Source organism: Granulicatella sp. 20925_1_45, from assembly GCF_041433555.1.
Classification (GTDB): Bacteria; Bacillota; Bacilli; order Lactobacillales; family Aerococcaceae; genus Granulicatella.
Genome location: NZ_JAPWBR010000014.1, coordinates 26,591 through 50,327, shown reverse-complemented (window position 1 = coordinate 50,327; position 23,737 = coordinate 26,591). Strand labels below are relative to the sequence as shown.

Genomic DNA, 23,737 nt, shown 5'->3' with positions numbered 1-23,737 from the left:
TTTTTTCTTGGTAACTTCATAGAACCTTCTCCTAGAAACAAAGGTTCTAGATTATCATTATTAAAACTTAAGAATGGAGTGGAATTATGAATAAAACAACAAAACTCTTAGGTCTTGTAGCCGCAAGCTTATTAGCAGCTTGTTCTAACCAAGCAGCACCAGCAGAGACTACGCAAGCAACAACAGCTCAACCAACGACTGTGCAAGCGACAACTCAAGCACCAGCTACGACTGCTACAAACACAACTGTAGCGACAAACGCTTCTGAAGAGGCGATGGGAAGCCAAAATGCAATGCAAAAAGAAATTGTAGATGCATTTAAGAAAGAATTCCCAGCTCTTGATATTACTGCATTAGAATACTCTAACGGAATGTTCTATGAAGTGGAAGCGATGAACGATACGAATGAATATACGTACCGTTACGATAAGTCAGCTAAGACTTTCATGAAGGTTAATGAAACCACTTCAGATAAAGAAGAACATGATGAAGAAAAAATTTACTTAGCTACATTGAAACAAGTAGATGAGATGGCAGCTATCGCTCAAAAAGAATTCCCAACAGGAGTCCTTCGTGAGTGGAGCGTCGATAAAGATCACGGTGAAGTAGTTTGGGAATTTGATTTATCAGTAAACGGACAACAAGTGAACGTTAAGATTTCAAACGACACAGGAAAAATTACTGAAATCGATCGCTAATTAAATATTGTTTATAAGATACTCCGTCAAGGATTGTTTATTCAATGCTTGAGGGGGTATTTTTATGCTTAAAATTACAAGAAAGAGCCCGAAAATAGATTAAGAAAAGTTTAAGAATTTTGAAAAGTTGAAAAAATTCAACACTAAAAAAACGAATTAATTCATTGAATAGTGGGAAAAATGAGTCGCAGGTGGAATTAAATCATTTAAAAACATCAAATATATAATATTTTAAATAAAAACTAAAACCGCTATCAAATTTATGTAAAAGGTAGTATAATAAAAATGAATAAAAGAAAGATTGGGGTAGTGTATATGAGTCAGGAATTGTACCAAAGTATACCGTTGCTATTTAAGCTCGTAAAAAAGCAAACAGAACTCAAAAATGCTGCCTTTGCTTTTCAGAATAAACGAGGAGCAGTGAAGTTTTTCTTTTTAATTGAACGTGATGAACAGCAAGATTTACGTTTATTATTCTTCAAAAACGAAGAAGAACTTGTTCGTTATAGACTCTCTGAACGACTAGTAACCATGTCAGATGAGGTAGTCGGAGAGGAACGGACCGAAGCGTTTTGGTTTAGAAAAGGTATCGAAATTCAGTTTTCAAAACGTGTAGATTTCGATGAAGAGGAAATCGAATACTTGAAGCAGAAAGGGTATCCTGTTAAAGGAGCCAGAGAATTGCCGATGGTATCGAGCTTCAATGAACCATTTGATTTATTCGCAGACCTTAAGAAATCAGAAGTCCAGTTTGTGCTACGTGTGAGTGACATTCTCTTGCAAGAAGGCAACTGGAAGGAGCTCTTGAAAGCTGCGAGTATTCTCGACCAAGAAGATGCGGATTGCTATGCTGTTCTCGAATATAATCAAAAAACAAAGGCTGTAAAGTCACTAGATATGACGCGTAAGGAAATCAGTTTCGATAAGATTGCAGAGTTGAAGCCGTTCTTCCAAGTGAAACCTGAACCCGTTGCGGTCAGTGATTTCTCACTCTTACGTGCAAAGAAGGCAATTCAGGGCATCTTATCAGAAAGTTTGGAAATCCAATTGACATTGTCGCCGATTGCGGCCATGGGATTTTATAAAACAGGCGCATTTATGCTGGCGATAGCCGATGAACGTGAAATCATCTTCTTACAGGAAACAGATTTAGATACTAAAGCGATTCAGAATTATATTTTAGAACTCATTATGATGATGGAGGCTGTGCCGCTTCGCTTTATTACAAGTGGACCATTTGCCATGAGACTCTCGAATATGGTTGATCAGCTCTTAAAACGACTTGGAACGGATATTGTCATCTTGGATGAATTGCCAACGATGAACCGTTACTCAAGCCTTGCGAAAATGGATCTTCTATTATCGCAAAATGATATTGATAATCTTCTCTTTTAAGTGAAACGTTGAGACCCGTGCCCTTAACGTTTCCGCTAGTGTAGGAATTGGAAGGGGGAGAAGCTAAATACTCTCACAGCTTCTCTGTCCATCCATCCTCGAATATAAAACATAAGAAACAGAGGTCTATTCGAATGAATAGACCTCTGTTTTTACCCAACTGGATATTCTGTATACATTTCTCCAAGGCTCTCAAACTCCACTTGATTTTGTAAAAGATCAATGATAGCTGCTTGGAAAGCTTCGACCTCTTGAACAGGGAGGCTGCAGGTGAATTGAACATTATTGAGGAAGACTTTATCGACAATGGGAATATTTTGCGTCTGACAGTAATATTCCACTTTTCCTACATGTGCGTAATCAAAAGTTAGGGCAAGTTGATCCTCGAGTCTGCATTCGACGATTCCGATGGCTTTCAACCCTTCGCTGACAGCCCCAGAATACGCACGAACGAGTCCTCCAGCGCCAAGTTTTGTTCCACCAAAGTAACGTGTCACCACGACCGCGACATCTTTTAATTCGTTTTTTTTGAGTACTTCTAGCATTGGAACGCCTGCGGTACCACTTGGCTCACCGTCATCCATCGCGCGCTGCACTTGGTCGTTTTCACCAATGAGAAAAGCAGAGCAGTTATGCGTTGCTTTCCAGTGTTCCTTTTTGATGGCTTGGATAAATTCGAGTGCTTCTTCTTCGTCTGTTACCCTCTGAAAATGAGCAATAAAACGAGATCCCTTAATCTCGATTTCATTCGTCCCAGCCGCTTTAATCGTTTTATATCTCTCTAACATTCTTTCCCCTCACTTTGGTATTAGTATAGCATAAATTTCTTTTTTCGTTTAAGTTTCAAAAATAGAGAAATTTTACGAATAAAAGAGATTTTTTTTTACAAATCTGTATTGTTGATTATAAATAAGAGTTGTATAATGAAAGCGTAAACAATACTGCTTTTAAATGATAAAGATAAAGGTATGGTAGGTGAAAAAAATGATATTTTATAAAAATAAGTGGTCAATGTTCTCAATCATTTTCTTTTGGATACTTTCCATCATTATGATTCTAAACTATATTCATTATCATTTGTCAACGGGACATTTTGGAGGAGCTGAAGGAGGAATACCATTGTTTTATGAGATTATATTCAGTACCAGCGAGGTAATGGACGCTGTATATGGTTTTCTGGCATTCATGATTCCACCGCTATTCTTTTCACATGAATGTATTAGACAAAGGATAACGCATTACGACTATTTACAATCTGTGAGATTACGACATAAAAAACATTCTTTTCACCACTTATATCAAAACAATTTAAAACGAACTTTATCATAATCTATTTTGTTTTCTTAGTGAAAATGTTCCTTCAGGCTATATTAGTTCATTTATTTTACTCACCATTTATTTTCGAAGAGAGTAGTTCATATTTGACGTGGTCCTTTACTATCAACTTTTCAACCAATAGTTTTGTTAATTTAATCTGTACGATAGTCATGATTCCTTTAGGATACGCCATTTTCTATTCATTTGTTTTTTCAGTTGGATTGTTCCTAAAACGATATATCATTTATTTATGCAGTGGATTGTTATTAGTGATTATATCGCTTTTATTAGCAATGGTTATAGGTGGAATTTCCCCGGTTATCGGATATTCAATCTGCGTTTTATCACTCATTCAACCAGGAATGTACACATTATTAGGAGAAACTATTTCTCATTCAGCTTGGGTTTTTTTTGTATATCCTGCGATATTTTATAGTCTTTTGACGATTCTCCTATTAATTATCAGAAGAAAGATGGATTTGAAGGAGGGATATTAATGAATGAGCTCCTCGTTGGAAAAAGACAACAATGGGTGTATGGATTATCGATTGTTTCTGGAGTCTCTTTTGTTTTAAAAGGGCAAATTTTCGGTAACTTAATACTAGACTTATTGTCTTCCCATTTTACAGCATATTTTTCAGACACCTTATTATTAGTTTTACTAGGGGTTGTCATTTGGAGACGACATCAAATCCGTTACCTTCTCATTCAAAGAGTTGGAGAGAAAAACTACCAATTTTATCAATTGGTAACAGTGTTAGTTTCAGTTGTTTGTTATTTTGTCGCTCAATTCTCTTTAGCGTTACTATTCCAAATGATGAATGGACAAGCATTTACAAAAACGATGCTGATATTTGCTCTATTAAAAAGCGTGTATTTAATTTGTTCGGGATTAATCATCTATACGATTTCTATTGGGTGTAATAGAAATATGGCTATTATTGGTTCTATCCTATTTTCATTAACATCTTATTTTACGATATTGTTTCTATTACGAGAGTGAAGGGGAGGTACTCATGTTAGAACTAAAAAATGTATCCAAAAAATTTGGCTTTCAAGTGATTTTAGAAGAGGTTGATTTCAAAATTGACCAAGGAGAGCTTATTCATATTGTAGGATCTAATGGATGCGGAAAGTCTACTTTATTTAAACTTTTTTGTGATATTTTGGAGCCGGATAAAGGTGAAATTGTTGTAGATAGTGATGTACGAATTGGAGCTTTGATTGAGAATCCAGCGTTCATGGAAGAAAGTAGTTTAAAAACGAATCTTAAATTTTTAGCCTCTATCAATAAAAATTACAATGAATCGAAAATAAGAGAATTAGTGAATAATTTCGATTTAGATTTTGATAGTAAAGTTCACGTGAAAAAATACTCCGTTGGAATGCGTCAGAAAATGGGGATTATTCAAGCTGTGATGGAGGATCAAAATTTAATTTTATTAGACGAGCCAACTCGAGGTCTAGATAAAAAATCACTAGATCAGTTTCATCAATTAGTTCAACAGCTTCATGAAGAAGGGAAATCAATTGTGATTGCTGCTCATGATAATTTGGCCGAATTACAGTTTGATAAGGAATATTTGATGGAAGAAGGGAAGCTGATTCTTCAATGAAACAGTTATTTCCAATTCGAGAGTGGCTTCTCTACATTTTTGGTTTGTTAATAGTATGGAATTTATATCATCCATTACCGTCGTTCTATATCGAGGCACACTTCAGTTTTATACCCGTTACTTTTCTTTTTGGCCATCTTTTAAGTATTCTCTTAATGGTAATGGAAGTACTTATTTTGATGTATTTTATTAATGAGTATGAGAGTATGCGACTTTTGATACTAGTTCGAAGCCAAAGCCGCGTTTTTATAGGGCGAATATTAGTGAGGATGATATGGCCTTCTGTATTTTTAATGTTCTGTATTAAGGCAATTTTACTTTTCGAAATTGGAGGGGTTCATCCCCTTGTATTAGGTTCGTTACCCATTCTGTTTTCAGGGATGACTCTACTAGCAATATTCATTCAAGACTCTAAAAAAATATTATTTTTAAGCCTGATTTTAGCAGCACTTATTAGACTAGGATGCTTTTACTTAATTGGGTAAGCAGGAGGATATCTCCTGCTTTTTTTTAATGGTCAAATATGGTAGTATAGAAAGGCAGTATATGACTGGAGGAGTAGGTATGATTCAAGTAACATTAATCATTCGAATTACATTGGTTCTTGCTTTTATCATGCTTAGCTATTGGGCGTTGCAAGGCATTCAAATTGAGAAGATTCTCAGAAAAGGCCGCGTTCAGGAAGCCCGTATCCTCTTTTTACTCATTGCTATTTGGATGGGTGCTAGTATAGCCAAAGTCATATTCGATTTATCAGATTATTTAAATCAGTACATTCAATTGATATTGCAGTAGATGGATAGAGAGTTTTTGGAGGTTATTTAATGGATAAGATGATCGTGCGCGGTGGCGATACACGTCTTCAGGGAACAGTAAAGATAGAAGGCGCTAAAAATGCGGTATTACCGATTTTAGCAGCAAGTATTTTAGCAGATAAAGGCGTTACGCATTTAACAAATGTACCGAACTTATCAGACGTACATATGATGTTAAACGTATTAGGGAGCTTAAACGTCTTAAGTACATTTGACGAAGAAGAAAAGGCAATTACATTAAATGCCACAAAAGATATTACAACAACTGCAGCATTTGAATACGTAAGTAAAATGCGTGCGTCAATCGTTGTAATGGGACCATTATTAGCACGTTTTGGACATGCACGTGTTGCAATGCCTGGTGGATGTGCTATCGGAAGTCGTCCAATCGACCTTCACTTAAAAGGGTTCGAAGCAATGGGTGCGACAATCGTTCAAACAGAAGGTTATATCGAAGCGCATGCGGAAGAACTTCACGGAGCTCGTATTTACTTAGATTTCCCATCTGTTGGAGCTACTCAAAACATTATGATGGCTGCGACTTTAGCAAAAGGAACAACATATCTCGAAAACGTAGCGCGTGAACCAGAAATCGTCGACTTAGCAAATATCTTAAATAAGATGGGTGCGAAAATTGTCGGTGCCGGAACTGAAAACATGCGTATTGAAGGGGTAGAACGTTTGGATGGAACGATTCACTCTATTATCCCAGATCGTATTGAAGCGGGTACATTCATGGTAGCGGCTGCCGTTACAAAAGGCGATGTGTTTATCGAAGATGCGATTGCAGAACACAACCAACCATTAATTTCTAAATTAGGCGAAATGGGTGTTCAGTTTATCGAAGAAGAAGACGGAATCCGCGTTATCGGTCCAGATGAGTTGAAACCAACTGACGTGAAAACTTTACCTCACCCAGGATTCCCAACAGATATGCAAGCACAAATGACAATTGCACAATTATTAGCAACTGGTACAAGCACAATGACGGAAACAGTGTTCGAGAACCGTTTCAACCACTTAGAAGAAATGCGACGTATGGGTGCGCAATTCCGTATTGACTCACATACAGCTGTGATGACTGGTGCCTCAGTATTGTCAGGTGCTGAAGTACGTGCTACAGACTTACGTGCTGCGGCAGCGTTAATCATCGCTGGAATGGTTGCAAAAGGATATACACGCGTAACAGACTTACAATTCTTGGACCGTGGATATTATGAGTTCCATCAAAAATTACGTGCATTAGGCGCAACGATTGAACGTGTGGACGAACCAGACGGACAAGCATTTACTCACGAAGACTTAGAACGTTTATTCGCAGTTTAAAAAAATAAAGAGACAGTGCAAGAGAAATCGTAAATGATTCCTATGAATCCTTACAGATATCTTCATCATTACGGTAACGTTGCACCGGTTCGAGCCTTAAAAGTCTCTCACCTTTAAATCCTCAAAGCAGGCGTATGGAATAAAATTCCTACGCCTGCTTATTCGTTTTAATGCGAAGTCACGTTACTGTAATGATAGAATCTGTAAGTTTCTAGTCATCATTTACGTTTGCAACTGCACTTTAATTATTTTACGAATAATCTTTAAATCTTCTTGCTCCAATAATAAAAACACGCAATATAAGATTTAACCAATATAAGGTATACCTTATATTGATAAAAATAATTTGGTATTTTAAGTAAGTTTTTTAAGGAGAAATAGTAGGCGATGGTATCCTTTAATTTTTCGTAAAGGTGTGTAGTTTTTATGTGGTTTTAAAGGGTTTTATGGTACAGTATAATAGACTCAATTTAAAAGGAGGATTGTAATGAACGAAGAATTTAACAATCAGAATCATGACGAAGAAAATATCGAAGTCGAACAAGACAATGAACTCGAGCACCGTCATACTGAAGAACCACAAAAACAATCCATTATAAAGAGTATTTGGAATCATAAAATCATGATGGCGATTCGTCGCTTTTGGAGAAAATTTCATGTCACGAAGCTACTTCTTGCAATGATGCTAACGGTAGTCACACTATTTACGGGATTTTTAGTTTATTCCGCAAAGACAACCGATGTGAGTGGCTTACGTGCTGGGATGGTCCAAGTGACGGAAGTATATGACCGCAATAACCAAGAAGCCGGCGTACTGAATATCAATAAAGGGGAGTTTTTAACGATAGACCAGATTTCTCCGAATATGATTAACGCGCTTGTTTCGACAGAGGATAAACGTTTCTATGACCACCATGGATTCGATCCGATGGGGCTGCTTCGTGCGACATTTGGCCTGTTAATGAACCGTGGCCGAGTGACGGGTGGAGGAAGTACCATTACGCAACAATTAGCCAAGAATGCGTTCTTAACTCAGGAACAATCGTTTATGCGAAAAGCGAAAGAGCTCTTCTTGAGTTTCGAGTTGGAGAAGAAATATTCCAAAGACCAAATTTTGGAGATGTATTTAAATAATGCTTATTTCGGAAATGGGGCGTACGGAATTGAAAATGCGTCGCTTCGTTATTTCGGAAAGAGTGCAAAGGATTTAACCATCAGTGAAGCGGCTGTTCTTACAGGAAGCTTAAAGGCACCGAATGTGTATAATCCGATTGACGATATGGAATCGACGGTGAAACGCCGTGCGACCGTTTTACAGTTGATGGTCGATAATGGCAAAATCACGCAAGAAGAAGCCGATAAAGCTGCCGCTGAAGTGATTACCGTGACGGATACGTATGAAGCGAATGCTCGTTATAAATATCCATATTATTTCGATGCGGTAATTAATGAAATTACAACGAAATACGGAATCAGCGAAGAAGACTTGCTGAACAAAGGATATAAAATCTACACAGGTCTAGACCAAAATATGCAAGCAGATTTGGAAGAAACCTTCTCACACAGTTGGTTATTCCCGAAAGCGAGTGACGGTACGGTTGCTCAAGCGGCTTCGATTGCCATGGATCCGCAAACTGGTGATGTCCTTGCAACAGTAGGTGGCCGTACTAACGAGAAACACACTTTCCGTGGATTTAACCGTGCAACACAGCTTCAGGCGCAACCAGGGTCAACATTCAAACCATTAGCCGTATATACTCCGGCTCTTGAAGAAGGATATCAACCTAATTCTGTTCTAGTGGACGAGAAACGTTCGTATGGTTCAGATAAATATACGCCTGAGAACTGGAATAAAAAGTATCAAGGAACTGTGACGATGACGGAAGCCTTGAACCACAGTTGGAATGCTCCTGCTGTATGGTTACTCGATAAAATCGGATTGAAGAAAGGAATCGAGAAGGTTCATCAGTTCGGAATCGAAACGGATCCAGGAGATGAGTACTTAGGGATTGCCCTTGGAGGACTTACAAAAGGGGTCTCTCCAGAACAAATGGCTTCTGCCTATACAGCCTTTGCCAATAAAGGTGTTCGTGTGCAACCACGTTTTGTAACGAAAATTGTGGACGCAAATGGTAAAGTCGTTGTAGACAACACAGCAGCGAAGGAAAACCGTGTGACAACGGAAGAAGTCGCTAAGAAGATGACAAGTATGCTATTAACCGTATACGGTTCAGAAGGACTTGGCGCACCATTTTCACCAGCTGGTAAGACGATTGCAGGTAAGACAGGGACAACCGAAGCTATCAATAATGACAATGGTTCTCGTGACCAATGGATGATTGGATATACACCTGACGTAGTTGTTGCAACTTGGATGGGATATGACCAATCAGGAAACTACTCTCTATCAGCATCTAGCCGAGAAGGGGTAGGGCCACTCTTTAAACTAGAGATGGAAGGATTGCTTCAATTTACCGCGAATACACCATTTAATGTGGAAGCCGTGAAGACGAAACAAAATAACCAAAATAACAATTCGAATAACGGTGTCGATCAATTTATCAAAGACGCTCAAAAAGCGGGCGAACAAGTTTGGAATCAAATCCAAGAATGGGGTAAAAACCTCTGGGATAAATTCAGAAATCGATGATGCGAACGTACGTACGTATTAATAGTTTAGCCATATAAATTATGGTATAATAAAAGAGTATTTTAAGGAGGAAGAAACATGAGTAATATTTATGATACAGCCAATCAATTAGAACGCGACTTACGCGAATTACAAGAATTCAAAACAGTAAAGGAAAGCTTCGAAGCAATTTATGCTGACGAAACAGCAAAAGCGTTATTCGATGAATTCCGTACAGTGAATATCGAGTTACAACAAAAACAATTCTCAGGACAAGAAATCACTGAAGAAGATATTCAAAAAGCACAAGAATTAGGACAAAAAGTGTCTGAAAATGAGCATATTAAAGCGTTAATGGAAGCTGAGCAACGTTTGAATACGATTATGCAAGACATCAACCGTATCATCACAAATCCATTACAAGAGCTTTATAGCGCAAAATAATCAATTTTAAACGGTTTTATTAAGAATCGATCCAAAGCATATTTTCTTTGAACGCACAACAGACGGTTCAGGAAAATATGCTTTTTTTGAAGAAAAGAAAGGAGCAACGTATGGTGAAATTCATCCACGCAGCCGACGTCCATCTAGGAATTACGTACGCAGGTGTCGGAAAGAACCATAAAGATATCGCAAGAGAGCTAAAGCAGGCGGCGTTTGATGCTTTTGAAAGAGTCATTGATGTGGCGATTGAAGAAGAAGTCGATGCGCTTGTGTTGGCTGGGGACTTACTGGATAGTTCACGCACCTTCGTCAAAGAAAAATTGTTCTTGCAGAGTCAGTTGAATCGCCTGGCACCATTTGGAATTCCTGTCGTTGTAGCGCTTGGAAATCATGATGCGGGCACTTCATACGTTTCCGGGGAGCATATTTATACTTTTGGGAGTGCCATTGAAACGATTGAAGTGGAGACGAGAAACGGGGAACGTGTGGCCTTTAGTGGGTTTAGTTATGAGGTTCCTGTTGTAGCTACGCGGAAAGTTCAAGAGTATCCGGTTAAGAGTGCCAACAGTGATATTCATATTGGGGTATTGCATGGAGAACTTACGACTGCGCAAGGTCGCTATGCACCATTTTCGATTCCTGAACTGAGAGAAAAAGGATATGACTATTGGGCGCTTGGACATATTCATACTTGCCAAGAAGTCTCTAGCCAGCCATGTGCGTGGTATAGTGGTACAACTCAAGGAGCGGACCGTAAAGAGAGTGGTCCAAAGGGAGCGTTACTTGTTGAAATTACTCCAGGGAATGCCCCAGAGGTTCACTTTATTGAAACGAGTACGATGGATTGGATGGAAGTAGAACTTGCTATCAGCGAGACCGCTCGTTTAGAAACTTTACCGTATCTGATCGTAGAGGCGTTGCCGAGTCCTGCGAAACGTAGTCTTGTGACGCTGCATTTACAAACGCAAGAATCGCGATATTCAAGAGAAGATTTAAAACAACTCACAGAAGTCGTGAATGGATTGTTAGAAGAAAAACGTAGCCTTGTAACAGTGATGAGTATTCGAGAACAAGTCACAAAACCGCTTCGTGGCGCTTCTGGAATTTCTCTTGTGGGAGATGTAGATGCATCACTCTTTTCTGAAATGGAAATTGCCAAGAGTGGATTCTCGAATCAGTTAATGAGCGAATTCCTGCAAAAGGAAGATGTCCAACAAGAGATTCATGAACGTGCGATGCGTCTATTAGAAGCTCGCTTTTCGGGAAGGGAGGAAGGCTAATGTATATTTCAAAAATTGAGATTGATCATTTTGGGAAATGGGAACATGAGACCTTTACTTTCCATCCGAACTTACAAGTCGTTCAAGGCTTGAACGAATCCGGAAAGACGACCCTTCGACGTTTTATCGAGCAGATGCTTTTTGATTTTAAACAAAAGAAAAATGGCGTTTATCCATATCAGCCCCTCCATACGAATACGCGTGGTGGACGGATGTGGATTGAAGATGAAGGGCTTGGAGCTCTAATCATCGAGCGTAGCGCTGTGGGGCCTCAGAGGAAACTCGTTCTAAAGAGTGCAGAAACTGGACAAGAGCTGCCCGAAACGATGCTGGACCGCGTTCTTCATGAGTTGACGATGAATGAATACCATTCACTCTTTGGATTTAATGAAGAGGAATTGCAAAATAATGCGTTTGGAAGCGAAGAGGAAATCCATCGCTTCTTGTATAGCTTGAGTGTCATGGGACATAAGGGTGCCTACGAGGAGAGTCAGAAGTTACTTGCTGAGGCGGATAAGTTGTTTCGCCCGCAAGCTAAAAAACTGGAACTCAACGAGCGAATGGATCGACTCGAAGGCTTAACGAATCAATTGGCGCAAACTAAAGGCGAGAACGTACTTTATGAAAGTTACCTCAGTTCTATTAAAGAGCTTCAAGTAGAAGAAGGAGAATTATCTACCAAATTGCAAGAGACAGAATCTAGACTAGATGTCTTAGAGAAAAAGCTCGCTCATTTTGATGCCTTAGAAGAATTCCGCGCTATGGAAGGACTACATGAGTTCCCAAAAGAGTACGACCATAGTAAGGCTGTGGAAGCGAGTAATACTTTACGTTCCTTTGAAAAAGAACTCGAACGTACAAAAATCGAGTTAGAACAGGCAAAAGCGGAAGCAGAAGCACTCGGAGAAGCAGCAGAGGATTCGACTCTTGAAGCACTCTATGCAAAAGCTCAAGGTGCAGCGGCGGTAGAAGAGCGTGCTTTTGAATTGGAACGGGAGTTGAAGACACATCCAGGGAATATCGGTGTGCAAAGTGAAGATGCCAAACCATTTACAGAGGCTGAATTAGCCGAATTAGATACCCTTCAAGGTGAAAACGAACATGCTGGGCAATTTCAAACAGGAGTCCTTATTGGGCTAGTTGGAATCATTGCCATTATTGTAGTAGGATTTTTAACGAACCAGGTAGTGCTAGGCGTTGGTGTTGCTGCAGCTCTAGGAATTGGCGGAGGGTTCTTCTTACACAAAACAGGGAAGTTACAATCTCCAAAAAACAGTGCAGTAGACGAACGGGTTCAACAACTCCTTTCAGGGAAAGGAATTGAGGTAACTCTAGACGAAGCAAGACGATTTGTTCGAAGAAATGAAGGACGAAGTGTCAATGATTTCTTACAAAAGAAGGCGCAGTTCGTTCAATTGGAACAAAGACTTTCAGCCTTTAAAGAAGAGAGCGAAGATTTCTGGACCAAAGAACAAATCACTCCTCCTGCTACTGTGGAGCAACAGCTACGCATTATCCGTGAGACATGGATGACTTCTCAAAAACGAGTGGCAAAATTGGAGCAACTCCAAGAAAGTATCTTAAAAAAAGAACGCCATTTAGCGCAATTGGAACAAGATACAACAGAAGTGCGCAAAGAATTACAAGAAGCCATTTCACCACTAGGAATCACAACTGTAGAAGAGTTTAGAACTCAGTTACCAACACTGGACAATCGTGTAGCGTTAGCGCAAAAGAGAGCGTATATCGAAAAGCAAGTAGCTATTTTTACGAATGAAGAAAAAGAAAGCTTGCAACGACAAACGCTTGAAGAGGAAATTCAAGACGAGTCCTTCACGAAGGCGCAGCTAGAAAGTAAACGTAAAGAAGTACGTGACCAATTGGCAAGTACAAAAACGAAGGCAGAACTTCTTGAAGAAGATGACAATGCGGAAGCCCTTCAGCTTGAAGCAGACTTTGAACGCTTCGAGGTACAAGAGTCTATCAAAGATTGGGCGACACAAGTATATGCAGCCAAATGGATTTTGAAGCAACTTGAAGAAAAAGTTCCAACGAGAGTGCCGTTGATTTTAGACGAGGCGAGCCGTATCTTTAGCCGACTCACGATGGGACAATATACGAAGATTCTCTTAACGGATACGCAGGCGAAGGTGCAGCAGGCAAATGGCCAATGGATGGAAGCTTTCTATCTTTCAAAAGGGGCCTTAGACCAACTGTATGTCGCGATTCGATTTGCCTTTATTTTCCAATTAGCGAAGAAGATGAAAATTCCAGTGTTAATCGATGATGGATTCGTCAATTTTGATAGAGAACGTCTATCGATTATGTTAGAATTAATGGAAGAGCTATCACGCGTAACACAAGTTTTTTACTTTACAACGGAAGTTCCGCTTCAGTTACCTAAAGAGAATGTACTGAAGTTAGGGGAAAGAGAAAGAAGGTAAATCATGACAAAAAAATTATATGAATACAATGTGGACGAGAGTTTCGAAATCTGCCTATTGATTAAATCTGCAGATGTGCGTATGGCAAAAAATGGCAATCCGTTTATCGCCTTCACGTTCCAAGATCAATCAGGTCAAATGGACGGAAAATATTGGTCTGCGACTTCAGACGATATTGCAAAATACGTACCAGGAAAAGTAGTAGTTGTAAACGGAAAACGAGAAATGTACAATAATTCGCCACAAGTGAAAATTGTCAGCCTTCGACTTACTGACGCTTCAAAAGGAGAGCCAACATCTGCGAGCTATTTCGTAGAACACGCTCCAATGACGAAGGAAGAAATGGAAGAAGAAGTGAACCAAATTATGTTCGATATCACAAATCCATATTTGCGTCGTATCGTCCATAATATCTTGAAGAAATACCAAGAAGCCTTCTTCGAGTTCCCTGCAGCGAAACGTCACCACCATGCTTTTGTAGGTGGTTTAAGTTTCCACACAGTTTCGATGTTACGCCTTGCCAAAGCCATTGCAACGCAATACACACAAATCAACCGTTCGTTATTATATTCTGGTGTGATTTTACATGATATTGGTAAAACGATGGAATTAACCGGCGCAATCGGTACGGAGTACACACTTAAAGGGAACTTACTAGGGCATATCGTGATCATGGACGAAGAAATTACAAAAGCCTGTGAAGAGCTTGGTATCGATGAAAATCAAGAAGACGTGCTTTTATTAAAACATGTCGTGCTTGCTCACCACGGCAAACTCGAATACGGTTCACCAGTACGTCCGCAATTATTAGAAGCGGAAGTATTGCACCATATCGACTTGTTAGATGCGACGATTACAATGATGTCAAATGCACTCGATAAGACAGAACCAGGCGCATTCTCAGAGCGCGTATTCGGTTTAGATAACCGCTCGTTTTATAAACCAACCATTCAATAATAAATCAATACGGTAAATGAATCCTTTTGGACTTTGTTTTAGCCATTGATTGAGGAGGAAAACGATGAATCCAATAGGAACAAAAACGATTCAAACGGAAAGATTAATTCTCAGACCTTTTCAAGTAGAAGACGCACCAGCGATGTTTAAAAACTGGTCGAGCGACGAAGAGGTGACGCATTACTTAACGTGGCCTCCGCATGAATCTGTCGAGACAACGAAGGAAAGCCTTAAACGTTGGGTAGATGGCTACCAAAATCCGCTTCAATTCAAGTGGGCAATCGTATTTGACAATGAGGTTGTTGGTAGTATCGATGTTGTGCATTTGGAAGAAAAGCTGGACGCTGTGGAGATTGGATATGCGCTTAGTCGCAAATGCTGGGGAAAAGGAATTATGACAGAAGCATTGTTTGCAGTGAGTCGCTATCTCTTGGAAGAAGCGGGTTGTAATAGAGTGGCTGCACGTCATGATGCGAATAATCCATCCAGCGGAAAAGTGATGCAAAAAGCTGGAATGACTTATGAAGGCACGCTGCGACAAAATGGTAAGAATAATCAAGGTATCTGTGATATGGCATATTATTCCATCATTAAAGCAGACAGATTGAAGTAGGAGTTAAGTACATGTGTTTGATTTGTGAGCGGATTGAATTAATTAAGCAAGGTAAAAATCCGCATTTTGTAAAAGAACTTGAAACGGGTTATGTGGTAATAGGAGACGGACAGTATTTTAAAGGGTACACATTGTTCCTAGCCAAAGAACACGTAACGGAATTGCATCAAATGGAGTATGAAACAAAAATAAAATTTCTAGAAGAAATGAGTATTGTTCAAGAGGCCGTGGCAAAAGCGTTTCAAGCTGAGAAAATGAATATCGAATTGTTAGGAAATGGTGATGCACATGTACATTGGCATCTATTTCCAAGAAAAGCAGGAGATATGCAGGGGTATGGCCATAATGGAAGAGGCCCTGTTTGGTGGGTTCCTTGGGAAGAAATGTCATCCGAAGAATATCAACCAAAAGAGAGTGATCTGCTTCAATTAGTAAATCATTTAAAAGAGTATTTATAAATAGGACAATAAGACATCTACAAAAGTAGGTGTCTTTTTTCGTGAGCAGATAATTTTGTGATTATACATTCGTGAGATATACTCTAACTGTAATTAAAAACATTACAATTAGAAAGGTGATTTTATGACAACAACAGTAAAAAATATCATTATTGGTTTCGGTAAAGCCGGAAAAACATTAGCAGGATACTTAGGAAGTATTGGAGAAGATACGATTTTAATCGAAAAATCAAAAGAAATGTACGGTGGAACATGTATTAATGTCGGCTGTATTCCTTCTAAAAAATTAGCGACAAAAGCACTTCGCAAACAATATTCAAACGAAGATGCTAGCAGCTACTATACAAAGAGCGTTCAAGAAAAGAAAGCATTAATTGCTGCTTTAAACACTGCAAACTACAACAAAGTAGATTCAGTTGAAAAAACACAAATTATCGATGGAACTGCACGTTTTGTGGATGACCATACAGTAGCTGTGGATACTGCAGAAGGAGAAAAACTCTTCAAAGCAGATCGTATTTTCATTAATACTGGAGCAACTCCATTCGTACCACCAGTAGAAGGTTTAACAATCGGTGGGGCAATTCACACAAGCGAAACAATTATGAACTTAGAAGAATATCCAGAAAGCCTTGTCATTATCGGTAGTGGATTTATCGGATTAGAGTTCGCTGCAACTTACGCACAATTCGGTACAAAAGTAACAGTAATCGACGTGACTGAAGCATTCCTTCCTCGTGAAGACGAAGATGTGGCACAAGCTGTGAAAGAACAATTAGAAGCTTTAGGCGTTACTTTCGACTTAGGTGTTCAATTAAAAGCCGTTCATCAAGAAGGCGGTAAAGCAGTAGTAGAAGCTACTACAGGAGAAGGTGCACCAGTTGCCTTTACAGCAGATGCGGTCTTAGTTGCGACAGGTCGTCGTGCAAATGTACAAGGTCTTGATTTAGACAAGGCTGGCGTTGAATTAACAGAACGCGGCACAATTAAAGTTAATGAATTCTTACAAACAAACGTGCCTCATATTTTCGCAATGGGCGATGTAAACGGCGGACCACAATTCACATTCGTATCATTAGATGATTTCCGTATCGTGAAACGTTTCTTAGCAGGGGATACAACATATTCAACTAAACAACGTGCAAAATTCCCAACAGCAACATTTATTAACCCACCTTTAGCAAGCGTTGGTTTAAATGAAAAACAAGCAAAAGAAGCTGGTATCGAAGTTAAAGTAGCGAAACTTCCTGCAATGGCAATTCCAAAAGCTAAAATCTTAGGAAACCAAGTTGGATTCTACAAAGTATTAGTGGACGCTTCAACAAACCAAATCGTTGGTGCAACATTATTCGCTGAAGAAGCACATGAAGTGATTAACATTATCGCAACTGCAATGAACGCGAACGTACCTTACACAGTTCTTCGCGATCAAATCTTCACTCACCCAACAATGGCAGAAGCTTTAAACGACGTATTCGGCTTAATTAAGTAGGGATTATTATGGGAAATGACTTTATCGTAATGATTCACTGCCTAACGTACCTGGCAATTCATCACGACAATCGTTATTCAAGTAAAGACCTCGCGTTTAACGCTTGTAGCAACCCTGCGATTGTTCGAAAATTGATGAGCCAAGCGGTGAAGAAAGGATGGGTGTCAACCACTGCGGGAAAACAAGGTGGTTACCAGTGGCAAGGTAATCCAAAAGAAGTTCGACTTGGAGAAATCTTCTTATTAGTATCTGAGGATGAGCGCTTGGAAAAAGCCTTCAAAGAAGCTGCCGACCCAACCTGCCTTGTCAGCACCCGAATGGGAAGCGTGATGGGCAAATTGCAAGAAGAACAAATCCAACAACAAATTAATTTCTATAACAAACGCACCATCCAAGACATGATTGATGGTGTCCAAACTGAATGTCACTAGTAAAGACCGAGCATCCGCTCGGTCTTTTTAAGTAATCATTATAATGTATACATTATAATGATTTTTTTATTTTTAAAACTTAATAACTTAAAAGTATTTAAAAACGATAACTTTTAAGTTATAATAATAGTACGATAATTTTAAGAGAGTAGGAGTGAGAAGATGAGTAAAACAGCAATTGGAAGTAACTGGAAAGATGTGAAAAACGATTTATTTACCCCAGAAGAAATCGCCGCTACTGATTTAAGAGTTGCTATTATTAGTGAATTAATTCGTGCTAGAAAAGAATTAGGAATTAGCCAAAAACAATTAGAAGAATTAAGTGGGGTGAAGCAACCCGTGATTGCTCGAATCGAAACGGGGAAGAGTACTCCGCAACTAGATACCTTATTAAAGATTCTAGGATGCTTAGGGAAAACACTAGCCATAGTGCCATTATCGAAATCTGAAGTGAAGTAGAATGTAGAAACTCAAAATTATCATATATGATAATTTTGAGTTTTTGTTTTCCTCGGAGTGGAGGTGGTTTTCTTGTCGAAGAACCTTGAAGTGTTTGAACCACTATACACCAAAACCTTTACAAATCTGATTAAAATACCTGCACCACACAAATGTACAGGAGTTTTAGCAACATAAATACGAGATAGAAGAAACAATGCTCCATCAAAAAGCTAAGAAGATAGACGAGTCTTTTTGTTTATTGAAAGAATAGTGGGGGATAGCATTGAATGTGAATTAGCTGGAGTTAGGAATTGATTCCTTACTCCAGCTTTGAAGCTTCAAAGGTGCAAGACCAAGGCTTGCGCCGTTGCCCCACTATGACTCTTTCAATAAAAAACAAAAAGACGCAAGTCTATCTTTTTCCTTTTGAAGAGCACCAATTAAGTATTATTTCTTCTAGCACATATTTTTGTCACAAAAAAACTCCCGGCACCAATTGGTACCAGGAGCAGTGTTGATTTTAATGTAAGACTTTGTTTAAGAAGTTTTGAGTACGTTCGTTTTGTGGGTTACCAAACACTTCTTCAGGAGTTCCTTCTTCGATGATATAACCACCATCCATGAAGATAACGCGATCGCTAACCTCACGCGCAAATCCCATCTCGTGTGTTACCACGACCATCGTCATTCCTTCTTTAGCTAGGTTTTGCATTACTTCTAATACATCCCCAACCATCTCAGGGTCGAGTGCTGAAGTTGGTTCATCGAATAATAACATCTTTGGTTTCATTGCAAGCGCGCGGGCAATAGCCACACGTTGCTTTTGACCACCTGAAAGAGATTTAGGAGAGACATCCGCTTTATCTGCAAGACCAACCATGCCAAGGAGTTCCATCGCATGTTCAGTTGCAGCTTCTTTTGTCTCACGACCTAATTCTACCGGTGCAAGAATGATATTTTCTAGAACGCTTAGGTGAGGGAAGAGGTTGAAGTGTTGGAACACCATTCCGATTTCCTCACGAACTTTATTTAAGTTTGTTTTCTTGTCTGTTAAATCATAGCCATCAATGATGATATGACCACTGTTGATTTTTTCAAGACGGTTTAAGCAACGTAAGAAAGTGGATTTACCAGAACCTGAAGGCCCGATAATACAAACTACTTCGCCTTCCTCAATAGAAAGGTCGATGGATTTTAATACTTCTAAGTCGCCATATTTCTTTTGAATTTTTTGAACTTCGATAATAGCCATTATTTTAAATTCCTTTCTAAGTGAGCTGAAAGTTTCGTTAATAGAACGATCACGATTAAGTACATCACGCCCACGATTAACCACATTTGACTTGATTGTAAGTTACGAGCGATGATGACTTTACCTGTTTGCGTTAATTCGGCAATACCGATGATTGAAAGGATAGATGTATCTTTCAATGTAATCACGAATTGGTTAATGAATGAAGGAACCATAATTCGAATCGCTTGCGGTAAGATAACTTTTTGCATGCTCTTAGGATATGGAAGACCTAAACTCATGCAGGCTTCATATTGTCCTTTGTCTACCGCTTGGATACCCCCACGGATAATTTCAGCGATGTAAGCCGATGCGTTCAAGCTGAGGGTGATGACACCCGCTACGAACGGTTGCATTGTAATGTTGAATGCTTGCGGGATTCCAAAGTAAATGAAGAACGTTAATACGATTAGTGGAACACCACGGATAATGTCAATGTAAAATCCTGCGATTGCTTGTACAATATTGTTTTGGCTTGTCTTCATTAAACCGAAGATAATACCGATTAAACTTGCGAAGATTAAAGCCACAACTGTTAATACGATTGTGTTCCATAAACCAGTTGCAAGTGTTTTCCAGTTTGTTTTGATTAATCCTAGAATGCTTGTTGCTTCTGTGTTTTCGCTAGCGTTTGTTGTGTATTTGTCGATGATTTCATCATACTTACCACTTTCTTTTAGTTTTTTCAAACCGTTGTTGAAAGCAGTAATTAATTCTGCGTTTTCACCTTTATTAACAGCAACACCATATTCTGTTTTGTTTTCGTTATGGTCTGTCATTTTTAAAGGCAAGTTGTTTGATGTGATTGAGTAGGCAAGTACTGGATAGTCTTCGAATAACGCATCACTGTTTCCTACCATTACATCTTGGTACATACTTGATGAATCTTCAAAAGCTGTAACGGTAAAGCCGTATTTGTTCTTGATAGATTCTGCGTAAGTGGCACCTTGTGTTCCTAATTTAACGGCAACTTTTTTACCTTTAAAATCAGAAAGAGATGTGATTTCAGAGTTTTTAGAAACTCCCATCCCGATTCCGCTGTCATAGTAACTATTTGTGAAGTCGAATTTTTGTTTACGTTCATCTGTGATACCCATACCAGCCATCACAGCATCTACTTGACCAGATTCTAATGCTTGTACGGCAGCATTGAAGCCGAGTGGTTTGAATTCTACTTCGAAGCCTTCAGCCTCTGCGATACTCTTCATTAATTCAATATCAATTCCGACATATTCACCATTTGTATCTTGGTATTCAAATGGAGCAAATGTAATATCTGTTGCGATTACATATTTTTTAGTTTCTGCTTTAACAGAACTTGTCGGAGAAACGAGGGATAGAAGAGTCATCAATAGAGTGACTAGAACAGCTCCCAAGCTCAATTTTTTTATGTTCATACATATTCCTCCAAATCTACCTTACGTATAAGGTTTTTCTATTATATGGAAGATTTTCTTAAAATGCAAAATTCTAGTCTCATCTCATGTCACATTTTCTGACATGAAGGTAGGAGCATAAAAAACTCCCTTCTCTCATGAAAGAGAAGAGAGTGATGCTTATTGTTCTTGTTCGAGGACACGCCAGATGGCTTTTGCCACACCACCATTAACATTGGTGTCTGTCACAAAATCGGCCACATCTTTAACTTCCTCTGGAGCATTTCCCATCGCAACGCCAATTCCTGCGTCACGAATCATCGAAACGTCATTGAAGTTATCGCCGATAGCGAAAGTTTGCTTCATCGATAAGCCAAGTGTTTCGGCATAGTGAGCAACCGCAATGCCTTTTTGAGCGTCTTTGTGGTTGATTTCCAAATCCGTATAAAATGCGGAAGTGACCACAAGGTTTGGATGCACTTGATCGATATGTTCACGAACAGGTTTGAAATAAGTAGGCCCGTCGTCATGAGAGACGATAATTTTGAACACCTTAATATCCGGAATCGATAGCACTTCTTCAGCAGTCGTTACATCGGTTGCTTCTAGAAGGATTTTGAGCTGTCTAATTTCTTCTTTCAATTGTTCAGGCGAAAGATTATTTTTTTCGGCCTTTTTTCGTTCAATGACTTTGTTGATAAAGAGAGCATAGTTCTTTCTAAAGTTTCCTTCAGAAGTCACGAGCTGCCAGTCCAAGTCGATCGAATCGAAGTAGTCTAGCAGGGCATAGACTGTTTCGTGCGGGATTGTTACTTCCCAGATAATGTCATGATTTTTATCAAAAATCTGAGCACCGTTCATCGCAATAACAGGGAGATGTAATTCCGCTTGTTCGAGTGCAAAATTGGCCTGAAGATAATCGCGTCCAGTACAAACGATAAAGTGTTTCCCTTGTTTTTGGACTTTTCGAATCGCTTGAATGTTATTCTTATGAATCTCTACGTGATTGGTTAGCAGAGTACCATCCATATCCGATGCAAATAATTTAATCATAGAGCAAAACCTCTATTTCATTTCTTTAAGATGAGTTTGTAACGTTTGAATTTTTTCTTGAATACGTCTGAAGCGTGGTTTGTTTTCCAATTGGAATTTTGCGACTTCTTCTTGAATAGAGTTCACAACTTCCATTGTTTGTGGAACAATCACTTCTTGGATTTCTTTAATGCCTCTTTCAAGAGTGGCTTTACCAGTGTTAATCACGGTAACATCCTGTGTCACTTCTTGAATTTGTTTTGCTAAGATTTCACGATTTTCTTTACCGCTTCTTGGGTTGTTTAGTAGGGCAACGGCTCCACCGATCACACTACCGAAAATAAAACCTTTTAGAAATTTACTCATTGATTATGCCTCCATTTGTTCGCGAATTGATTGCGCGATTTCTGCTAATACTTCTGAACTTGGATTCGTTGGTTCCCATTTTAATCCAAACCCATCTTCTTTTGTATAGCGTGGGATTAAGTGGATGTGAGAGTGGAAGACGCTTTGGTAAGCCAACTCTCCGTTATTACTTAAAATGTTTAAACCTTTAATGTCTGGGTTTGAAGCTTGAACGGCACGTGCGATTTTTGGAATACGTGCAAACACTGCGCTCGCTAAGTCTTCATCGTATTCGAAGATATTAGCCACGTGTTTTTTAGGAACGACAAGCGTGTGCCCTGGTGTTACTTGCGAAATGTCAAGGAACGCAAGTACTACGTCATCTTCATACACGATATGTGCTGGAATTTCTTTATTAATAATTTTGTCAAAAATGCAATCTGTCATGGTGTTTCCTCCTTGAGTTCGTACCTCTATGGTATCAAAAAATGCCCTAAAATGAAAGACTCGTAGCAGTTGTTGTCGTTGCTTTTTAGAAGAACATATCCTAAAATATCAGAATGAAAGCGAGGAGTCTTTATGAAGGGAAAATTAGATGCGTTAAGCGATGCGATTATTGCCATTGCGATTACCGTTTTAGTATTAGAAATCAATACGCCAACATCGATGGCGGGGATGTGGGAGTTTGCAAAGGAAATCTTTTTATTTGCGCAAAGTTTTGTCGTGATTGCGAACTTTTGGTTTGAACGTTCTCAGTTCTTTGGTCGTTCAAAACGAATTTCTTTCTCGATTTTGTCGATTGATTTATTAGCACATTTGGGAATCTGTCTCATCCCTTTATTTACAAAATTCTTATTTAGTTTTGAAAATCGAATGATTTCTGTGCTAGCATACGGAATTTTGATTGCAATCATTTCTGTATTGTTCGATATCGAAAACTATTTTGTATTGAAACAATCATTGACGGATGCTGATTATGAGAGAAGAGATGAAATGCTTACTTTATTCAGAAAGTTTCATATGCGTTCTTATTTAACATCAGTGATTATTTTGGCCTTAACATTTTTAATTCCTCAAATCGTTATGTATTTATACTTGGCGATTCCAATGACTAAGTTCTTTTCTCGTTTAGGGGTGGGAAGAGGTCGGTCAATATTTGTAGATGAAAACTTAGTCGAATTTTCAGATAAAGTATTAGGACGAATTGATGAAGAACGAATAAAGAGAAATATTGCAAAATAATATAAATGAATAGGAGTGTGAAAGGGCGCCTAATCCTGCGTCCTTTCACACTTTTTTTGCTTTATGGTATAATGAGGAGAATAGTTAGATAGGAG

23 protein-coding genes are annotated in these 23,737 nt (G+C 38.9%); 17 read left to right on the top strand and 6 right to left on the bottom strand.

Features of this window, described 5'->3' with window-relative positions; translation table 11 throughout:
* Positions 1-86 precede the first annotated feature (86 nt).
* Both O3798_RS05910 and O3798_RS05905 read left to right on the top strand, forming a co-directional pair.
* Positions 87-698 (top strand): PepSY domain-containing protein, encoded by a 612-nt coding sequence (locus O3798_RS05910; RefSeq protein ID WP_371463915.1) that lies wholly within the window; start codon positions 87-89, stop codon positions 696-698.
* Between the two features lie 285 nt (positions 699-983).
* Positions 984-2,093: a hypothetical protein gene (locus O3798_RS05905; protein ID WP_371463914.1), complete on the top strand. Its 1,110-nt coding sequence runs from the start codon at positions 984-986 to the stop codon at positions 2,091-2,093.
* A 152-nt stretch (positions 2,094-2,245) separates the two neighbouring features.
* Here the strand turns inward: O3798_RS05905 and O3798_RS05900 are convergent, their stop codons facing one another.
* Complete coding sequence (locus O3798_RS05900) at positions 2,246-2,881, bottom strand: YigZ family protein (RefSeq protein WP_371463913.1); 636 nt, start codon at positions 2,879-2,881, stop codon at positions 2,246-2,248.
* A 1,025-nt stretch (positions 2,882-3,906) separates the two neighbouring features.
* Here O3798_RS05900 and O3798_RS05895 point away from each other — a divergent pair.
* The 14 genes from O3798_RS05895 to O3798_RS05830 all read left to right on the top strand — a co-directional run bounded on the left by O3798_RS05895 (position 3,907) and on the right by O3798_RS05830 (position 18,374).
* Positions 3,907-4,413, top strand: coding sequence for a hypothetical protein (locus O3798_RS05895; protein WP_371463912.1), 507 nt, complete (start codon positions 3,907-3,909; stop codon positions 4,411-4,413).
* A gap of 13 nt (positions 4,414-4,426) precedes the next feature.
* Positions 4,427-5,026 (top strand): ATP-binding cassette domain-containing protein, encoded by a 600-nt coding sequence (locus O3798_RS05890; RefSeq protein ID WP_371463911.1) that lies wholly within the window; start codon positions 4,427-4,429, stop codon positions 5,024-5,026.
* Positions 5,027-5,590: 564 nt separating this feature from the next.
* Entirely contained in the window at positions 5,591-5,821 is a 231-nt protein-coding gene (locus tag O3798_RS05885) for a DUF1146 family protein (protein WP_065422371.1), read from the top strand.
* Between the two features lie 29 nt (positions 5,822-5,850).
* On the top strand, positions 5,851-7,167 hold the full coding sequence (gene murA / locus O3798_RS05880) for a UDP-N-acetylglucosamine 1-carboxyvinyltransferase (RefSeq protein ID WP_371463910.1): 1,317 nt from the start codon (positions 5,851-5,853) through the stop codon (positions 7,165-7,167).
* A 487-nt stretch (positions 7,168-7,654) separates the two neighbouring features.
* A complete protein-coding gene (locus O3798_RS05875; RefSeq protein ID WP_371463909.1) occupies positions 7,655-9,817 on the top strand; it encodes a transglycosylase domain-containing protein in 2,163 nt (720 codons plus the stop codon).
* A gap of 78 nt (positions 9,818-9,895) precedes the next feature.
* Positions 9,896-10,240, top strand: coding sequence for a YlbF family regulator (locus O3798_RS05870; protein WP_048709697.1), 345 nt, complete (start codon positions 9,896-9,898; stop codon positions 10,238-10,240).
* 110 nt (positions 10,241-10,350) lie between these two features.
* Positions 10,351-11,520, top strand: a complete 1,170-nt coding sequence (locus O3798_RS05865; RefSeq protein WP_371463908.1) for an exonuclease SbcCD subunit D — start codon at positions 10,351-10,353, stop codon at positions 11,518-11,520.
* Positions 11,520-13,964, top strand: coding sequence for an AAA family ATPase (locus O3798_RS05860; RefSeq protein WP_371463907.1), 2,445 nt, complete (start codon positions 11,520-11,522; stop codon positions 13,962-13,964). Before O3798_RS05865 ends, O3798_RS05860 begins: the two co-directional genes overlap by 1 nt.
* A gap of 3 nt (positions 13,965-13,967) precedes the next feature.
* The gene (locus O3798_RS05855) at positions 13,968-14,921 is read left to right on the top strand and encodes a 3'-5' exoribonuclease YhaM family protein (protein ID WP_371463906.1); all 954 of its coding nucleotides are present in this window, start codon (positions 13,968-13,970) and stop codon (positions 14,919-14,921) included.
* A 64-nt stretch (positions 14,922-14,985) separates the two neighbouring features.
* Positions 14,986-15,534, top strand: a complete 549-nt coding sequence (locus tag O3798_RS05850) for a GNAT family N-acetyltransferase (RefSeq protein WP_371463905.1) — start codon at positions 14,986-14,988, stop codon at positions 15,532-15,534.
* An 11-nt stretch (positions 15,535-15,545) separates the two neighbouring features.
* Positions 15,546-15,992, top strand: coding sequence for an HIT family protein (locus O3798_RS05845; RefSeq protein WP_371463904.1), 447 nt, complete (start codon positions 15,546-15,548; stop codon positions 15,990-15,992).
* A gap of 124 nt (positions 15,993-16,116) precedes the next feature.
* Complete coding sequence (locus O3798_RS05840; RefSeq protein ID WP_371463903.1) at positions 16,117-17,484, top strand: FAD-dependent oxidoreductase; 1,368 nt, start codon at positions 16,117-16,119, stop codon at positions 17,482-17,484.
* Between the two features lie 8 nt (positions 17,485-17,492).
* Positions 17,493-17,915: an Rrf2 family transcriptional regulator gene (locus O3798_RS05835; protein WP_371463902.1), complete on the top strand. Its 423-nt coding sequence runs from the start codon at positions 17,493-17,495 to the stop codon at positions 17,913-17,915.
* 162 nt (positions 17,916-18,077) lie between these two features.
* Positions 18,078-18,374, top strand: coding sequence for a helix-turn-helix domain-containing protein (locus O3798_RS05830; protein ID WP_371463901.1), 297 nt, complete (start codon positions 18,078-18,080; stop codon positions 18,372-18,374).
* A gap of 502 nt (positions 18,375-18,876) precedes the next feature.
* Here the strand turns inward: O3798_RS05830 and O3798_RS05825 are convergent.
* From O3798_RS05825 to O3798_RS05805, 5 genes are all read right to left on the bottom strand, one after another.
* The gene (locus O3798_RS05825) at positions 18,877-19,608 is read right to left on the bottom strand and encodes an amino acid ABC transporter ATP-binding protein (RefSeq protein WP_048784205.1); all 732 of its coding nucleotides are present in this window, start codon (positions 19,606-19,608) and stop codon (positions 18,877-18,879) included.
* Complete coding sequence (locus O3798_RS05820; RefSeq protein ID WP_371463900.1) at positions 19,608-21,044, bottom strand: amino acid ABC transporter substrate-binding protein/permease; 1,437 nt, start codon at positions 21,042-21,044, stop codon at positions 19,608-19,610. The genes O3798_RS05825 and O3798_RS05820 overlap by 1 nt, the downstream gene beginning before the upstream one ends.
* Before the next feature lie 159 nt (positions 21,045-21,203).
* Positions 21,204-22,076 (bottom strand): Cof-type HAD-IIB family hydrolase, encoded by an 873-nt coding sequence (locus tag O3798_RS05815; RefSeq protein ID WP_371463899.1) that lies wholly within the window; start codon positions 22,074-22,076, stop codon positions 21,204-21,206.
* Between the two features lie 12 nt (positions 22,077-22,088).
* On the bottom strand, positions 22,089-22,421 hold the full coding sequence (locus O3798_RS05810; protein WP_371463898.1) for a YtxH domain-containing protein: 333 nt from the start codon (positions 22,419-22,421) through the stop codon (positions 22,089-22,091).
* A 3-nt stretch (positions 22,422-22,424) separates the two neighbouring features.
* Complete coding sequence (locus O3798_RS05805; protein ID WP_048711312.1) at positions 22,425-22,847, bottom strand: HIT family protein; 423 nt, start codon at positions 22,845-22,847, stop codon at positions 22,425-22,427.
* Positions 22,848-22,979: 132 nt separating this feature from the next.
* On the opposite strand from O3798_RS05805, the gene O3798_RS05800 reads away from it, so the two are divergent.
* Entirely contained in the window at positions 22,980-23,642 is a 663-nt protein-coding gene (locus O3798_RS05800) for a TMEM175 family protein (RefSeq protein WP_371463897.1), read from the top strand.
* Positions 23,643-23,737 lie beyond the last annotated feature (95 nt).

What these genes read in the sequence shown, in the direction of transcription:
- O3798_RS05860 (WP_371463907.1), top strand. Translation starts at nt 11,520, where the DNA reads ATGTATATTTCAAAAATTGAGATTGATCATTTTGGGAAATGGGAACAT.
- O3798_RS05870 (WP_048709697.1), top strand. Translation starts at nt 9,896, where the DNA reads ATGAGTAATATTTATGATACAGCCAATCAATTAGAACGCGACTTACGC.
- O3798_RS05815 (WP_371463899.1), bottom strand. Translation starts at nt 22,076, where the DNA reads ATGATTAAATTATTTGCATCGGATATGGATGGTACTCTGCTAACCAAT.
- O3798_RS05805 (WP_048711312.1), bottom strand. Translation starts at nt 22,847, where the DNA reads ATGACAGATTGCATTTTTGACAAAATTATTAATAAAGAAATTCCAGCA.
- O3798_RS05890 (WP_371463911.1), top strand. Translation starts at nt 4,427, where the DNA reads ATGTTAGAACTAAAAAATGTATCCAAAAAATTTGGCTTTCAAGTGATT.
- O3798_RS05800 (WP_371463897.1), top strand. Translation starts at nt 22,980, where the DNA reads ATGAAGGGAAAATTAGATGCGTTAAGCGATGCGATTATTGCCATTGCG.
- O3798_RS05835 (WP_371463902.1), top strand. Translation starts at nt 17,493, where the DNA reads ATGGGAAATGACTTTATCGTAATGATTCACTGCCTAACGTACCTGGCA.
- O3798_RS05865 (WP_371463908.1), top strand. Translation starts at nt 10,351, where the DNA reads ATGGTGAAATTCATCCACGCAGCCGACGTCCATCTAGGAATTACGTAC.
- O3798_RS05825 (WP_048784205.1), bottom strand. Translation starts at nt 19,608, where the DNA reads ATGGCTATTATCGAAGTTCAAAAAATTCAAAAGAAATATGGCGACTTA.
- O3798_RS05855 (WP_371463906.1), top strand. Translation starts at nt 13,968, where the DNA reads ATGACAAAAAAATTATATGAATACAATGTGGACGAGAGTTTCGAAATC.
- O3798_RS05850 (WP_371463905.1), top strand. Translation starts at nt 14,986, where the DNA reads ATGAATCCAATAGGAACAAAAACGATTCAAACGGAAAGATTAATTCTC.
- O3798_RS05895 (WP_371463912.1), top strand. Translation starts at nt 3,907, where the DNA reads ATGAATGAGCTCCTCGTTGGAAAAAGACAACAATGGGTGTATGGATTA.
- O3798_RS05820 (WP_371463900.1), bottom strand. Translation starts at nt 21,044, where the DNA reads ATGAACATAAAAAAATTGAGCTTGGGAGCTGTTCTAGTCACTCTATTG.
- O3798_RS05905 (WP_371463914.1), top strand. Translation starts at nt 984, where the DNA reads ATGAATAAAAGAAAGATTGGGGTAGTGTATATGAGTCAGGAATTGTAC.
- O3798_RS05840 (WP_371463903.1), top strand. Translation starts at nt 16,117, where the DNA reads ATGACAACAACAGTAAAAAATATCATTATTGGTTTCGGTAAAGCCGGA.
- murA (WP_371463910.1), top strand. Translation starts at nt 5,851, where the DNA reads ATGGATAAGATGATCGTGCGCGGTGGCGATACACGTCTTCAGGGAACA.
- O3798_RS05810 (WP_371463898.1), bottom strand. Translation starts at nt 22,421, where the DNA reads ATGAGTAAATTTCTAAAAGGTTTTATTTTCGGTAGTGTGATCGGTGGA.
- O3798_RS05845 (WP_371463904.1), top strand. Translation starts at nt 15,546, where the DNA reads ATGTGTTTGATTTGTGAGCGGATTGAATTAATTAAGCAAGGTAAAAAT.
- O3798_RS05900 (WP_371463913.1), bottom strand. Translation starts at nt 2,881, where the DNA reads ATGTTAGAGAGATATAAAACGATTAAAGCGGCTGGGACGAATGAAATC.
- O3798_RS05830 (WP_371463901.1), top strand. Translation starts at nt 18,078, where the DNA reads ATGAGTAAAACAGCAATTGGAAGTAACTGGAAAGATGTGAAAAACGAT.
- O3798_RS05875 (WP_371463909.1), top strand. Translation starts at nt 7,655, where the DNA reads ATGAACGAAGAATTTAACAATCAGAATCATGACGAAGAAAATATCGAA.
- O3798_RS05885 (WP_065422371.1), top strand. Translation starts at nt 5,591, where the DNA reads ATGATTCAAGTAACATTAATCATTCGAATTACATTGGTTCTTGCTTTT.
- O3798_RS05910 (WP_371463915.1), top strand. Translation starts at nt 87, where the DNA reads ATGAATAAAACAACAAAACTCTTAGGTCTTGTAGCCGCAAGCTTATTA.